Source organism: Nostoc sp. UHCC 0252 (genome assembly GCF_034931145.1).
Lineage (GTDB): Bacteria > Cyanobacteriota > Cyanobacteriia > Cyanobacteriales > Nostocaceae > Nostoc.
The window spans coordinates 49853-63094 of sequence record NZ_JAYGHE010000011.1; the positions used below are offsets into that span (position 1 = coordinate 49853).

Here is a 13242-nt window from a genome sequence, read left to right on the forward strand (position 1 = left end):
GGGGGCAGGGAGCAGGGGGAGAATAACTATTTATTGATTCTTGAGCCATACCCAATTCCCCATTCCCCATTCCCCATTCCCCAATCCCAATGACTTATACCCGTGGTGAATGCGCTAGCCTTGTACTATGGTTTAGAGTAGAGTTAGCAATTAAGCTAAATAAAACTGCCAATGGTGTTTAATCCTGACTTTTTAAATGACAACTCTGAGGAACACCCTAATCAAATTCTTTCCGACCACTCTGAGGAATACCCCAATCAGTTGCTCAAATATCTACAACATCAGTCTCCTGATGTTTTAGCGAGGATTGCTCAGTCCGCCAGTCCCGAAATTAAACAAATCATTTCGCAAAATGTCCAAGGACTAGTGGGAATGCTCCCGGCAGAAAATTTCAACGTGCAAATCACAACAGATCGGGATAACTTAGCTGGGCTTCTAGCGTCGGCCATGATGACGGGATATTTTCTGCGCCAGATGGAACAAAGAATGCACTTAGAGCATTTGTCTAATGGTCAATAATCAATAGTCAATAGTCAAACATTCTGGACTATTGACCAAATAATTCAGTAATTTGTAATTCGTGGTTACAAGACGCTCGATAGCGAAGTGTAAAGCCTGCGGGATAGCTTCTCTACGAGACGCTACGCTAACCCCTAAATGGGTATAAGAGCCTCCGACTCCCTCTGGGCACGAACAGCGTCTTGTAGAGAAGCCATGCCTTTAGCATTCGCGCAGGTGTCGCAGAGAAATCTTTCGGTAACAAAGTATTTCCAATAGAAAAAGAGAAAGCTTTATGCTCCAATACAGTTCAGTTAAGGCTAAAAAATGAAACTGGTGTAGGTTGATTTGAGGAATGAAACCCAACATTATCAAGGCTTTATTGGGTAACACTAAAGTTCAACCCAACCTACGATTCTTCTTAACCCAAGCGTATTGCTTTATACTCCGGTCTTATTGGAAGCTTGAACTCTCCACTGTCTAATTAACTACCAAATCAGATATTTTGGTGGTAACTGCTACTCCCTTAATTACGAATTACGAATTACGAATTATTCTGAGCTATTTCCTTTCAGGATAAGCTCCTGATTGGACTTTGAAGGTTTGAATTTTACCGCTACGCTTAACTTCGATCGCTATTATGTCCCCAACTCTGCTGGACTCTACCAGCTTTTGAACTTGGGCTGAGGTTTTGACTGGTTTACCGTTAACTTTTTGAATCACGTCCCCAGGAAGTAATCCTCCGCGCTTGGCTGGAGAATCGCCTGTGACTTCTTTAATTACAATCCCAGCATCCTGCTGAATGTTCAGTTGATTTTCTTGATTAATCTGCTGTTTTCTAATGGGAGAAAGGTCTGCCATTTCAATGCCCAAGAAGGGATGTTCCACACGCCCTTTAGTAAAAAGTTCATTGGCAATGCGGGCAGCAGTTTCAATTGGGATGGCAAAACCAAGTCCTTGAGCATCAGCGCGGATGGCAGTGTTAACACCAATTACTTCACCTTGAGCGTTTAACAAAGGGCCACCGGAATTACCAGGGTTAATTGCAGCATCAGTTTGGATAAAGCTGACTCGCTTATCTGGAACCCCAACTTGAGTGCTAGTGCGATCGGTAGCGCTGATAATACCGATTGTGACAGTATTATCTAAACCTAGAGGATTGCCAATTGCGATCGCCCACTGTCCTGGTATTAAGTTTTGCGAATTGCCCAGCTTCACAGTCGGTAAATCATTAGCCTTTATTTTCACCACTGCCACATCTGTCACAGAATCAACTCCTACCACCTTTCCCTCTAAAGTCCGACCATCCTTGAGGGTAACTTGTACCGTATCTGTATCTGCTACCACATGAGCGTTAGTAAGTAATTCTCCATTTTCGCTCAAAATAAATCCTGAGCCTGTACCGCGCTCAATCCGTTCTTGAGGAATTGGTTGCTCATCCTCTCCAAAGAATCGCCGCAAGAGGGGATTTTTCAATGCGTCAGAGATGGGATTTGCGACTTTGCGAGTCGCATTAATTCGCACTACAGCCGGGCCAACTTTTTGTACTGCCGTCGCAATAAAATTTACATTATCGCCTCCAGTAGCTCCAGTCCCGCCGCTAGGAGAATTTGGCACTACGGATTCTGGAGGCAAAGCCATTGTTACATTTCTTAACTGCTGGAACGAGGGATTTCGTAGCAGAAGATAGCGACTGCCAAACAAACCTGCACCACAGCCGAACACTAGTAAGAACACATAAACGCCCAGTTGCTTTAAAGATAACTTCATAATCATTCTGTTTAAGGACAGCAATGCAGTTGTTAATTTCTAAGTGTAATCAAGCTAACGGCAAGTGGATAGATCAATTTACGAAGAATTAGGTATTGGGAATTGGGAATTGGGGACAAGGCAAAAGACTTGTTGTAAGTTCTCACCCCTTGTCCCCTTGTCCCCCTTGTCCCCCTGCTCCCTGCTCCCTGCCCCCTGCCCCCTGCTTCCCCTGCTCCCCAATTCCCATGCTCTGCATCTAAAATCTAAAGTTAATGCGCTATTGACTTGTATACATGACTTTACTCTTTCGTCAACTTTTTCTTTGTAGCTTAGTTAACGTCTTAGGACTAGTAAGCATACTGCCAAGCTTGAATACTGCTAACGCTGCTGTAGGTGGTTGCCCGATTCCAGCCCTATCTCGCTTCCAACGCCATAAAGTTGTTCGTGGCGAAACTTTGGAGAGCATAGCGCAGCGCTATAATCTCATACCCACAACAATTATTGGCATGAATCCAGCCTTGCAGAATGGCGCGATCGCATCTGTTGGTAGTGTGCTTCAAATTCCTCCCTACAATGGGATTGTAGTTGAAGTGCCTCGCGGTCAAACTTGGCGACAAGTGGCGGCACAATACAAAGTTCGGGCTGATAGCCTTTTTGAAGTGAATGGCTGCCAACAAGACCCCAGAATTGTGTTTGTTCCGGGGGTAAATTGGTCGCCCAACGGTGTTGTAACTAAATCCCCTTTACTAAATAATGCAGATGCGCCAAACCGTGTATCCCTCTCTGGATATCCCTTAGCGCAAGTGGCAACTGTGGGATTAGCTTATGGCTGGCAAATTAATCCTGCTACAAGTCAGGTCTTCTTCCATAGTGGTGTTGACTTATTAGCACCAGTGGGTACAGATGTGTTAGCGATCGCACCTGGAACTGTAGCCTTCGCCAGCGATCAAGGTTCTTATGGCAAATTGGTCATTATTAACCACAGTGGAGGACTTCAAAGCCGCTACGCCCAGCTTGACAGTATTAAAGTTACTGTCGGTCAGCAAATAAAAAAAGGAGACTTAGTAGGAACAGTAGGCACTAGTGGAAAACCAACTTCCACTCAACCGCATCTCCATTTTGAAGTGCGTTCTACCTCATCTTTGGGCTGGGTAGCGGAAGATCCAAAGGGTTATTTGAAAAAATGAAGTTCGTTTTGAAACGCAGAGGAAATCTCTGTGTTCCTCTGCGAAACCTTTGCGATCCTTTGCGTTAAAAAAAAGATGCTATATTTTCGCTAGATTTTATAATGTGCATTCCTGCCTCTGCAAATCTTGCAAATGCCGCATCTGCCTGTTCTGTGTAGTCCACAACACCGGGAACTACAACAGGCGAAGTAGAATCTTCTAGCAAATATATTTTTTGAGCAAGGGTAGCATCTACCTGTTTAATTTCTGTTAATAAATCGTCAATTGTCCAAGCGACGCAGTGGCTTTTAGCTTGACCACCAATAATTACTGCATCATATTCTAAAAGTTGCTTAATCAGGTGCGTGTTCTTTACAGCAAGTGGACGTTGCTCAAAATCTTCCAACACCTCTGGCCGCAAAATAGAATAGTTTTCTGTTAAACGATTTTCACCTTTTATTTCAAATTGCGTTTGACTCTGACGAGCAATGCCGTGGAAAAATATCGCCTCTTCTACTGACGAAACTAAAGCATGACCAATACCACCCAACATAGAATGATAAGGCCAAACTGTGAGGGGATATTTACCGTCTTGACTTAGTTGCTTAACATAATGGTAAGCGTGTTTTTCTAATAATTCATAATCCCCATTAGTAACAGTGTCAGCAACTGCTGGGTTAACTTTCCAGATACCTTGTTCAATATCTGCTGGGGTGATGCTAGTCGCGGCTGGGGTGGGATGTTCTCCTGTGGCGTTTACCCAAAAGATCGGATGAAATATTTGCGTTGCTGTGTGGGTATCTAGAGTAGGTACAATTTTTGTAATTACTCCCAAGTTGCGATAGATAAATTCACATAATCTGACATTATCATCCACCGCCCCTTTCCCAGATTTTCCACCAACAAATAATTCAAAACCGGGGATGCAGAAGGTGTTTTGGACATCAATTAATAGTAAGCAAATCCGGCTTTTATCTAAATATGCAGGTTTGATATCGTGTTGTTTTGCCCAGATTTCAGCTTCGGCGGCACGTTCTTGGTAAGGTACGCGCCATACTTTGCCCACTTCTTCAGGGTTAAAGTGTGGAGGAATTAGTAGTTGGGGGGTTATTTGGGTGTTCATAATTACAGCCGCTTTTATTCTGTAATAACATCTATAACTTCAATAGCAAAGCTTAATGAAGTTATCGCTGTCATCCAAACTTCGCAACATCACCAACCGTTGATTTAACCACTCATCTGTAAACCAACCATAAGACAAAATATTTATATTCAAGGCAGCTACAAGTATGCAGGAAATTTGGACAAGAATAGAATTCTGGCTCAAAGCTAATACTCCACAAGTTCTTCATACATTGAACCCTGGAGCATCAGAGAGTCAGATAAAGTCAGTAGAACTGCATCACGTATGAGAGTGGGAAAGTGGGAAGGCATTTTTGCACATTTGGGATGCTCCCAATTTTTAGTTGTTCACAATCTATAAACATCACTACGATGCTTTACTTTGACCACCGTGACTAATAATAAACCATCTTGTATTTCGTAAATAATTCGATATTTTCCCAATCTTACTCTATATAAATTATCAGAACCTTCTAATTTTTTCACACCATCAGGACGAGGCTCAAAAGCAAGTTCTTCCAATTTAGCAACCACTTTTTGTTGAACATCATAAGGTAATTTTTTTATCTGTCTTTTTGCAGCCGGAGCAATTTCTACTTCGTAACTCACAAACCTAATTCCGTTTTGAGTTCACCCAAGGAAATCGTACCAACTTGTTGTGCTTCTTTTAATGCAGCTTTTGCATCTTCTAAATCTTCTTTATCTTCTTTGGCTTTCAAAAAAAGTAAAAAGTCCAGAACCTCGTATACAATTTCTTCTGGTACATTTTCTATCTCTTCAATTATTTTCTGTTTGGCATTCATAAATTCCGCTTTATAGTAGTTGACTATATTATAAGATGATGGCTATTGAAGTCTTGCTAATTCAAGTAATACCAATTCTGTATGAAGATGCGCTAAACCATATTTAAGTATAGGGAAGAAAAACGAACCGCAAAGGACGCAAAGGACACAAAGTAAAGAAAGAGAGAAAGAAAGAAGTTAAAAGGGTTTGGCGCAGCCTCACAAAGAAATGGTATAAGAAATTGCAATTGCACTTCATCATGCAGGACATCGCACTGTGGGTAGTGAGAAAGGCTGAGGCAGTTGATTGTCTATGAGAATGGAAAAGCGATCGCTCTATATGTCGTGCTGTGTTATTGTCTGATTTTTTTCTATCTAATTACCCAAAGAGGCACTAGCTGTGGCAATCTGGGAAACAGAGATTTATCAAATCTGATATTTTTAGCCACAACAAATTTACCTGATCAGGTTATGCAAACTCTGCCCATAGTAGATACTTCAAATACTACATCAAGCCAACCTATCTTTGATACAACTATCAAGCGGCGTAAAACGCGTCCTGTAAAGGTGGGAAATGTCACCATTGGCGGTGGCTACTCCGTTGTAGTACAGTCAATGATTAACGAAGACACCCTTGATATTGATGGTTCCGTGGCTGGTATTCGTCGTCTGCACGAAATCGGCTGTGAAATTGTCCGTGTCACAGTGCCGAGTATGGCTCATGCTAAAGCTTTAGCAGAAATTAAACAAAAATTAATAAAAACTTACCAAGATGTGCCCATTGTGGCTGATGTCCATCACAACGGACTAAAAATCGCCGTGGAAGTTGCCAAGCACATAGAAAAAGTGCGGATTAATCCGGGATTATATGTCTTTGAAAAGCCCAACGTCAATCGAACCGAGTATACTAAATCCGAATTTGACGAAATTGGCGAAAAAATCCGCGAAACCTTAGAACCTCTGGTAGTTTCTTTGCGAGATCAAGGTAAATCGATGCGAATTGGGGTAAATCACGGTTCCCTCGCTGAAAGGATGCTATTTACCTACGGTGACACCCCAGAAGGCATGGTGGAATCTGCCATAGAATTCATTCGCATCTGTGAATCTTTGGATTTCCGCAACTTGGTAATTTCTATGAAAGCCTCACGAGTACCAGTGATGCTAGCCGCCTATCGCCTCATCGCCAAGCGCATGGATGAACTGGGTATGGATTATCCCCTACATTTAGGCGTTACCGAAGCCGGTGATGGCGAATACGGGCGAATTAAATCCACGGCTGGTATTGCTACCCTACTGGCTGATGGCATTGGCGATACAATTCGCGTGTCATTGACAGAAGCACCAGAAAAAGAGATTCCCGTCTGCTATAGCATTCTCCAAGCTTTGGGATTGCGAAAAACGATGGTGGAATATGTCGCTTGTCCTTCTTGTGGACGCACTTTGTTCAACTTAGAAGAAGTGCTACACAAAGTCCGGGAAGCTACTAAACACCTGACCGGACTGGATATAGCAGTTATGGGTTGCATTGTCAATGGCCCCGGAGAAATGGCAGATGCCGACTATGGTTATGTAGGCAAAACACCTGGTTACATTTCTTTGTATCGCGGTCGAGAAGAGATCAAAAAAGTCCCAGAAGACAAAGGTGTAGAGGAATTAATTAACCTGATTAAGGCCGATGAACGCTGGGTAGAACCGTAGAGCAGGGGGCAGGGGGCAGGGGGCAGGGGGCAGGGGGCAGGGGGCAGGGGGAAAAATACTAATTCCCCATTCCCCATTCCCCATTCCCAATTCTTAAAACTTTTGTGTTGATAACAACCAATGTCGCCTGATTGTCAAGTATTTTGTTTAAATTAGGATACACGCTCAGTCTGTACAGTAATAGCCTGTGTTAGATTGAGCATACTGACTATATATTTTTCCCTCTGACGCAGCTGTCATTATGGTGATTACAAAAAGTAGGCTTGTTTTGGGTGCTACGGCAGTTACACTCTCCACGATCGCTGTTACTAGCCTTGGCATTCATTCCCGAGGTCAAGCTTTATTTAAAGCAAGTCCCAAAGAATTAGTAGATGAAGTTTGGCAAATTGTTCAACGCCAATATGTAGACGGTACTTTTAATCAAGTAGATTGGCAGGCTGTTCGTAAGGAATACTTAAGCAAGTCCTACAGTAATCCCCAGGAAGCGTATAAGTCGATTCGGGAAATGCTGAAAAAGCTGGAAGACCCATACACTCGGTTTATGGATCCAGCAGAATTTAAGAATATGCAGGTGGACACATCTGGAGAATTAACAGGAATTGGGATAACTATCAGCCAAGATGAAAAAACTAAGCAACTAGTTGTAATTGCACCAATCGAAGACACACCAGCATTTAAAGCTGGTATTTTGGCAAAAGATGTCATTCTCAAAATCGACAACAAAAGCACCAAAGGGATGGATACCAATCAGGCAGTATCCCTAATTCGAGGTGAAGCGGGATCGCAAGTCAGCTTAACGATTCAGCGCAATGGCCAGACAAAACAGTTTGATATCAAACGGGCGCGGATTGAAATCCATCCAGTTAAATATTCTCAAAAGCAAACTCCAGCAGGCAATCTTGGCTACATTCGCCTGAACCAGTTCAGCGCCAATGCTAGTAAAGAAATGCAAAGCGCTATTAAAGATTTAGAAAGTAAAAAGGTAGCTGGGTATATCCTTGATCTACGTGGAAATCCAGGCGGCTTACTTTTCTCCAGTATAGATATTGCCCGGATGTGGCTGAATAAAGGCACAATTGTTTCTACCATTGACCGCCAAGGTGAGCGAGAGCGAGAAGTAGCAAACGGACGCGCTCTAACAAATAAACCGCTAGTAATATTAGTGGATAAAGGTTCAGCCAGTGCTAGCGAAATCCTTTCAGGAGCGTTGCAGGACAATAAACGTGCAACTCTGGTGGGAACTCAAACCTTTGGTAAGGGATTAGTCCAATCGGTGCGCCCCCTAGAAGATGGCTCAGGATTAGCGGTGACAATTGCTAAATACCATACTCCTAATGATAGAGACATTAATAAGCATGGTATTGATCCAGATATAAAGGTAGATTTGACGGATGCCCAGCGACAGGATTTATGGCTCAATGAACGTGAAAAACTTGCTACCTTAAAAGATCCTCAATATGCTAAGGCAGTGGAAGTGATCAGTAAAAAAATTGCTGCTAAAGGCACAACTACAGCAGAAAAATGAAGGGTTAAGATTGAAGAAGAATTCAGGAGTCAGAATTCAGGAGCGGAGCCGGAGACGCTCCGCCTCCGGTCAGAATAAATCAGTCGGGGATTCAATCTGGTTATCCATCCGCTCGATTACTCGCTAACGCTGCGCTATCCGCCAGTCATACAGAATTCATTCTGAATTCTGACTCCTGAATTCTGTTCGATAAAGTTAGGAGTGAATAATCAGGAGTTATGAATGAAAATCATCATTTCTAACTCTCGTACAGACGCGATTCATCACGTCTTTACCCCTAACTTAAACTGGTTGGCACTTTCCAGACCTAATAAGTCCGACACGCCGAGCGATCGCCTCTCCTTGCGAACTAAATGGCCCCCACTGTTCTATAATCTCTAAATTATCGTCGTCAACTTTGTCGCTGGTGACAATTTCACAATTCCCAGCAGGTTGTTTGACAATATACCAAGTTTGTGTATCATTCATACTTGAAAGAAAAATTTAGTTTTTTATTGCTCCTCAACTACGACACAAATATAGAGCGGCAATTGAAAAACAAGTATTGTTAAATGATAAAGGAAATTTAGGGCTTTGAAGCTCCTACTTCTGGCTGGAGCAAAATAGGTACTCCGCCTTTTTCAGAACCGATAATTACAATTTTAGAATTATTAGATTGAGCTAGTTTTTCTGTAGCTTCAATTGCTCGTAATTGCAGCATTTGGTTAGTCAGTCCAGCAGAAATAATTTTTTGGGAATCAGCAATGCCTTGTGCTTCAATCCGCTTCCGTTCTGCCTCTTGACGCTCTTTTTCTAAAACAAATTTCATCTGCTGATTTTCTTGTTCTACCTTGAGTTTGTTTTGAATTGCAGCTTGCAGAACATCAGGCATTTTGACATTTCGTAAAAGAGCTTCTTCAACGATGAAACCTAAAGTGGGTATTTCATTAGTGAGTTGTTGGTCTATTTTTTGAGCGATTTCTTGGCGTTTTGTAGAGTAGATAGCATTAGCTGGGTAATTTGCTGTGATGGCGCGAACAGTAGAACGGAATCTGGAAATTACCAGTTGGGTTTCGTCAGTTCCAATTGTTTTATATACTGTTGCAGCTTTCTGCGGATCTAGTTTGTATTGAAGACTAACATCAAGATTTAGACTCAAACCTTCCTGGGAGGTTACATCAACGTTTTCTTTCACATCTTTAAGGCGAGTGGAAAAATTTAGCACCTTATTAAAGGGATTTACCAAGTGGACACCAGGAGCAAGGGTCTTTTCGTCAACTTGACCAAATAAGTTGACGACACCGACATTGCCTGGTGGTACAATCACCAAAAGTCTGGAAATTGAATTAAATACTGCAATACTGCCAATCAATATCGTAATCGCGCGTACTGCTAAACGCGATCTTTCACCAGATATCTTACCTGTATTGAGATAAACAAGAGTTGCAATCAAGCTGGTTAAGAGAGAGACTATAAAGCTCATAAGTTTTTTCTCTGTGGTTAAGGCGTATATGCTTAATTACATAATTCCCAGACGCTTTTATGAAATCAATACCTTCGCCATTTTTTGTAGGTTGGGTTAAGCGAAGCAAAACCCAACGTATTTGTTGGGTTTCGTGCCTCAACCCAACCTACGAATCGAGACATTTTTCGATTTGGCGAAGGTATTGGAAATTAATAGATTTATTAGCAAATGGCACGCATAAAAAAAGCCGATAGAGAATCTATCGGCTTTAACTGGCAATATCGAACAGATGATATAGTCTACTGTTTTTGGATAGTTGCTGCTTTGGGAGAAAACTGAATTTTGGGATCAGGCATGAAATTGTATCTCAAATATAATCCTCCCAAAACAAACAGGGTAATTAACAACGCACCAATACCAAGGGGACTGGGAAGCCAGAAGACCGCTTCTATATGGTTGAGTTGCCCAGGCTGGAGTTTCCACACCAGTTGATTACCATTTTTTTCTGGTTCAATGGCAGTTTCAGTTAGTTGAATGTTTTTGGCTCCCCAAGGAGTCTTTAAGCTAAATTCCAAGTCGAGAATTGAACCAGCATTAGCTAGAACGTTACCTTTGCTGGCAATTAGAGCAAGCGATCGCAAATCCAAATCATAAATTAACCGATTTTGGACTAAAACTAAAAAATTGTTTTGCTCTAATAGGACGTTTGATTCAATTTTCGGCAGTTCTGAGTCAGATTTGCTCTGCACAGATTCAGAGGGTTGATTTGTATGGGAATTAAAAAACTCGTTGAACTTCTCTTGCAATTCCCTACCACTGCTAAAAGGAATTGTAACGATGATTTCTTCTTGGGAAATTCGCTGTGCCTTACCCTCAAGTTGACGGGCGCGGCGTTCGATGCTGTTTAACCATTCATATACAGAATCGCCACTAAAACTGGTTAACCGCTCTCCCAACTTAATATGCTGTACGAATTCACCACTATTTGAATTGTCAAAGTTAAGTCCCACATCGTACTTAACACAGCCAGTCAGTAACAAGGATGTTAACAGCACTAGCCACAAAATAAGATTTCGCATCGGAAAGGCGCGGTTGATTTGGTTTCGACCATTTAGTGCCAATACAAAACTAAATGGTCTGATTAACAACCAGAAAATCTTTCCAAAAATTGAAGAATTTGAAACCATAAATTTCCCCAAAAGTCTACATGGTATCAGCCAGGGGTTCCTGAAAAATTCAACCAAACCAAGTACGAGATGGTTAAACCAATGGCAATTAGCGCCACCCAGATAAAGCGATTATCTCTGGTATTGACCTGACTGAGGTCAACAAATTCCGGCTCTGTAGGTTTAGGCTTTTGCTGCACGGAAGATTTAGTCGGTTTAGCAGCTATAGAAATTTTTAGCTCATTATCTGGTAGTTTGCCTAAATCGGGGATTTGGGTCATCCATTCACTAGGTCTTTTCAGCTTTGGTGCTTTTAAGATGTAAACCATCTGTCGCGCTTGTTTGCTGATTTCAATATAGGGATGGCGTTTGAGTCTTTCGCAAAGAGCGATCGCATCATCCGTGCGTCCAGCAGCTTCATAAGCTGTCACCAGGGAAATTTCTACTTCACCCCCAAAGCGAGAATTACGAGCTAACAGGGCGCTGGCCTTTTCTAAATTTTCTACGGCTTCGCGGTATCGCCCATTTTCAAAGGCAATTTTCCCAGTCTGGTGGAAGGTTTTGGCAATTTCTAAATTTTCTACACTCACGTCTTATACAAAAATTAGCACTATTTTAATTTTGCCAATGCAGCAATCTTTTTGGAATCTTTTCAAAGGATGACAATTTGAAAGCAAATAATTAAGACTAGCTCTTTCAAGATGCGTAAAAATTTTGGTAAATGGATTCCTCTTTAAGCTCTATACTCTGTGTCCTCTACGCCTCTGCGGTTAGAAAAAATACTTTTAAACCGCAGAGGCACAGAGATCGCTGAGAAAAAATAAGAGATTTTACGAGTCACTTTGAAAGGGCTAATCCTAATAATCTCTAAAAATAAAATAATGGTTTTGGCTATTGTTTGCGTAAGCCCTGTGATTAAAAATTCTGGTATTAAATTAGTGAAGGGCAATATCTGATGACAAACTGCTTTGCACCTACGCACGTTTTCATTACCTATTCCCGGTAAAGTAGGGAGACGATAAAGATATGGAGATAAGGGGAATAATGCCCAATTCTCCATACTGCATAAGCATCAAGAGGTAAATTGAGAACCGAGAATCATTGTCCCAATTCCAACGTCAGTAAAGATTTCTAGTAACAAGGCGTGAGGAATGCGACCATCAATGATGTGTGCTGCACGGACTCCTTGAGCAAGCGATCGCACACAACAACTAACTTTGGGAATCATCCCACCGCTAACGATACCATCAGCAATCAACTGGCGGGCTTCACGAATATCTACTTTTGGAATCAAAGTAGATTGGTCTTTGTAATCTTTTAAAATTCCACTAGTGTCGGTCAGTAAAATTAACTTTTCTGCTCCTAGTGCCGCAGCGATTTCTCCTGCTACAGTATCGGCGTTAATGTTATAAGCTTGCCCTGTCTCGTCTGCGGCGACGCTCGACACTACCGGAATATAGCCATTGCTAGCGAGGGTGTCCAAAATCTTGATGTTAACATTACTGACTTCCCCCACAAAACCGATGCCTTCTTGACCTTGGGGACGGGCTGTAAATAGATTACCGTCTTTACCGCAGAGTCCTACAGCCAATCCACCAGCTTGGTTAATTAGGGCGACAATTTCTTTGTTAACTCGACCAACTAAAACCATTTCTACCACATCCATTGTGGCGGCATCGGTGACTCGCAGACCATTCTTAAATTGTGGTTCGATTCCCAGCTTATCTAACCAACTGTTAATTTCTGGGCCACCGCCGTGGACTACAATCGGACGCAAGCCAACGCAAGATAAGAATACAATATCGCGGATAACTTTGTCTTTGAGTGTGCTATCTTTCATCGCTGCGCCACCATATTTGACAACAACAGTGCGACCGGCGAATTGTTGAATATAAGGTAGTGCTTCACTGAGTACACGCACACGAGTGGCTTCAGTTTGTCTGATGTATTCAGAATCGTTGTCCGTCATGAGGAGCCTAACAGAGAGAGTTAAAACCTATTCCAGTCAGTGTAGAAGACTTTGTAACCTGTAACAATGTCTCACTCTACAAATTAACTATTCCCACATTACCCGACACAATAAGCAAGC

The 13242-nt window shown here is 42.1% G+C and carries 14 protein-coding genes; 4 read left to right on the forward strand and 10 right to left on the reverse strand.

The features are described 5' to 3' along the window. Positions 1-171: 171 nt before the first annotated feature. Complete coding sequence (locus tag VB732_RS09660) at positions 172-519, forward strand: DUF760 domain-containing protein (protein WP_323230611.1); 348 nt, start codon at positions 172-174, stop codon at positions 517-519. A gap of 540 nt (positions 520-1059) precedes the next feature. Here VB732_RS09660 and VB732_RS09665 read toward each other — a convergent pair. Beyond that, a complete protein-coding gene (locus VB732_RS09665; RefSeq protein WP_323230612.1) occupies positions 1060-2268 on the reverse strand; it encodes an HhoA/HhoB/HtrA family serine endopeptidase in 1209 nt (402 codons plus the stop codon). A gap of 275 nt (positions 2269-2543) precedes the next feature. Between VB732_RS09665 and VB732_RS09670 the strand changes: the two genes are divergently transcribed. Continuing rightward, positions 2544-3437 (forward strand): M23 family metallopeptidase, encoded by an 894-nt coding sequence (locus VB732_RS09670; RefSeq protein WP_323230613.1) that lies wholly within the window; start codon positions 2544-2546, stop codon positions 3435-3437. A gap of 64 nt (positions 3438-3501) precedes the next feature. On the opposite strand, the gene VB732_RS09675 is transcribed toward VB732_RS09670, so the two are convergent. The 4 genes from VB732_RS09675 to VB732_RS09690 all read right to left on the reverse strand — a co-directional run bounded on the left by VB732_RS09675 (position 3502) and on the right by VB732_RS09690 (position 5341). Then, positions 3502-4539: an isochorismatase gene (locus VB732_RS09675; RefSeq protein WP_323230614.1), complete on the reverse strand. Its 1038-nt coding sequence runs from the start codon at positions 4537-4539 to the stop codon at positions 3502-3504. A gap of 39 nt (positions 4540-4578) precedes the next feature. Further along, a complete protein-coding gene (locus tag VB732_RS09680) occupies positions 4579-4743 on the reverse strand; it encodes a hypothetical protein (RefSeq protein WP_323230615.1) in 165 nt (54 codons plus the stop codon). 143 nt (positions 4744-4886) lie between these two features. Then, a complete protein-coding gene (locus tag VB732_RS09685; RefSeq protein ID WP_323230616.1) occupies positions 4887-5147 on the reverse strand; it encodes a type II toxin-antitoxin system RelE/ParE family toxin in 261 nt (86 codons plus the stop codon). After that, complete coding sequence (locus VB732_RS09690; protein WP_323230617.1) at positions 5144-5341, reverse strand: DUF2281 domain-containing protein; 198 nt, start codon at positions 5339-5341, stop codon at positions 5144-5146. Before VB732_RS09690 ends, VB732_RS09685 begins: the two co-directional genes overlap by 4 nt. 450 nt (positions 5342-5791) lie before the next feature. Here VB732_RS09690 and ispG point away from each other — a divergent pair, with 450 nt between their 5' ends. Both ispG and ctpC read left to right on the forward strand, forming a co-directional pair. Further along, positions 5792-7018 carry a (E)-4-hydroxy-3-methylbut-2-enyl-diphosphate synthase gene (ispG, locus tag VB732_RS09695; protein ID WP_323230702.1) on the forward strand — a complete coding sequence of 409 codons (1227 nt, stop codon included), beginning with the start codon at positions 5792-5794 and terminating at the stop codon, positions 7016-7018. Between the two features lie 241 nt (positions 7019-7259). Continuing rightward, positions 7260-8543: a carboxyl-terminal processing protease CtpC gene (gene ctpC, locus VB732_RS09700; protein WP_323230618.1), complete on the forward strand. Its 1284-nt coding sequence runs from the start codon at positions 7260-7262 to the stop codon at positions 8541-8543. Between the two features lie 282 nt (positions 8544-8825). On the opposite strand, the gene VB732_RS09705 is transcribed toward ctpC, so the two are convergent. From VB732_RS09705 to argB, 5 genes are all read right to left on the reverse strand, one after another. Next, positions 8826-9011, reverse strand: a complete 186-nt coding sequence (locus tag VB732_RS09705) for a DDE transposase family protein (RefSeq protein WP_323230619.1) — start codon at positions 9009-9011, stop codon at positions 8826-8828. Between the two features lie 97 nt (positions 9012-9108). Beyond that, positions 9109-10005 (reverse strand): SPFH domain-containing protein, encoded by an 897-nt coding sequence (locus VB732_RS09710; RefSeq protein ID WP_323230620.1) that lies wholly within the window; start codon positions 10003-10005, stop codon positions 9109-9111. Positions 10006-10286: 281 nt separating this feature from the next. After that, positions 10287-11174, reverse strand: a complete 888-nt coding sequence (locus VB732_RS09715; protein WP_323230621.1) for a DUF3153 domain-containing protein — start codon at positions 11172-11174, stop codon at positions 10287-10289. Positions 11175-11200: 26 nt separating this feature from the next. Next, the gene (locus VB732_RS09720) at positions 11201-11743 is read right to left on the reverse strand and encodes a tetratricopeptide repeat protein (protein WP_323230622.1); all 543 of its coding nucleotides are present in this window, start codon (positions 11741-11743) and stop codon (positions 11201-11203) included. Between the two features lie 482 nt (positions 11744-12225). Continuing rightward, the gene (gene argB / locus VB732_RS09725; protein WP_323230623.1) at positions 12226-13122 is read right to left on the reverse strand and encodes an acetylglutamate kinase; all 897 of its coding nucleotides are present in this window, start codon (positions 13120-13122) and stop codon (positions 12226-12228) included. Positions 13123-13242: the final 120 nt, after the last annotated feature.

Excerpts from the sequence above, each read along its gene's own strand:
- VB732_RS09665 (WP_323230612.1), bottom strand. The coding sequence starts at position 2,268 with ATGAAGTTATCTTTAAAGCAACTGGGCGTTTATGTGTTCTTACTAGTG.
- VB732_RS09675 (WP_323230614.1), bottom strand. The coding sequence starts at position 4,539 with ATGAACACCCAAATAACCCCCCAACTACTAATTCCTCCACACTTTAAC.
- VB732_RS09715 (WP_323230621.1), bottom strand. The coding sequence starts at position 11,174 with ATGGTTTCAAATTCTTCAATTTTTGGAAAGATTTTCTGGTTGTTAATC.
- VB732_RS09670 (WP_323230613.1), top strand. The coding sequence starts at position 2,544 with ATGACTTTACTCTTTCGTCAACTTTTTCTTTGTAGCTTAGTTAACGTC.
- VB732_RS09660 (WP_323230611.1), top strand. The coding sequence starts at position 172 with ATGGTGTTTAATCCTGACTTTTTAAATGACAACTCTGAGGAACACCCT.
- VB732_RS09705 (WP_323230619.1), bottom strand. The coding sequence starts at position 9,011 with ATGAATGATACACAAACTTGGTATATTGTCAAACAACCTGCTGGGAAT.
- argB (WP_323230623.1), bottom strand. The coding sequence starts at position 13,122 with ATGACGGACAACGATTCTGAATACATCAGACAAACTGAAGCCACTCGT.
- VB732_RS09690 (WP_323230617.1), bottom strand. The coding sequence starts at position 5,341 with ATGAATGCCAAACAGAAAATAATTGAAGAGATAGAAAATGTACCAGAA.
- ctpC (WP_323230618.1), top strand. The coding sequence starts at position 7,260 with ATGGTGATTACAAAAAGTAGGCTTGTTTTGGGTGCTACGGCAGTTACA.
- VB732_RS09710 (WP_323230620.1), bottom strand. The coding sequence starts at position 10,005 with ATGAGCTTTATAGTCTCTCTCTTAACCAGCTTGATTGCAACTCTTGTT.
- ispG (WP_323230702.1), top strand. The coding sequence starts at position 5,792 with ATGCAAACTCTGCCCATAGTAGATACTTCAAATACTACATCAAGCCAA.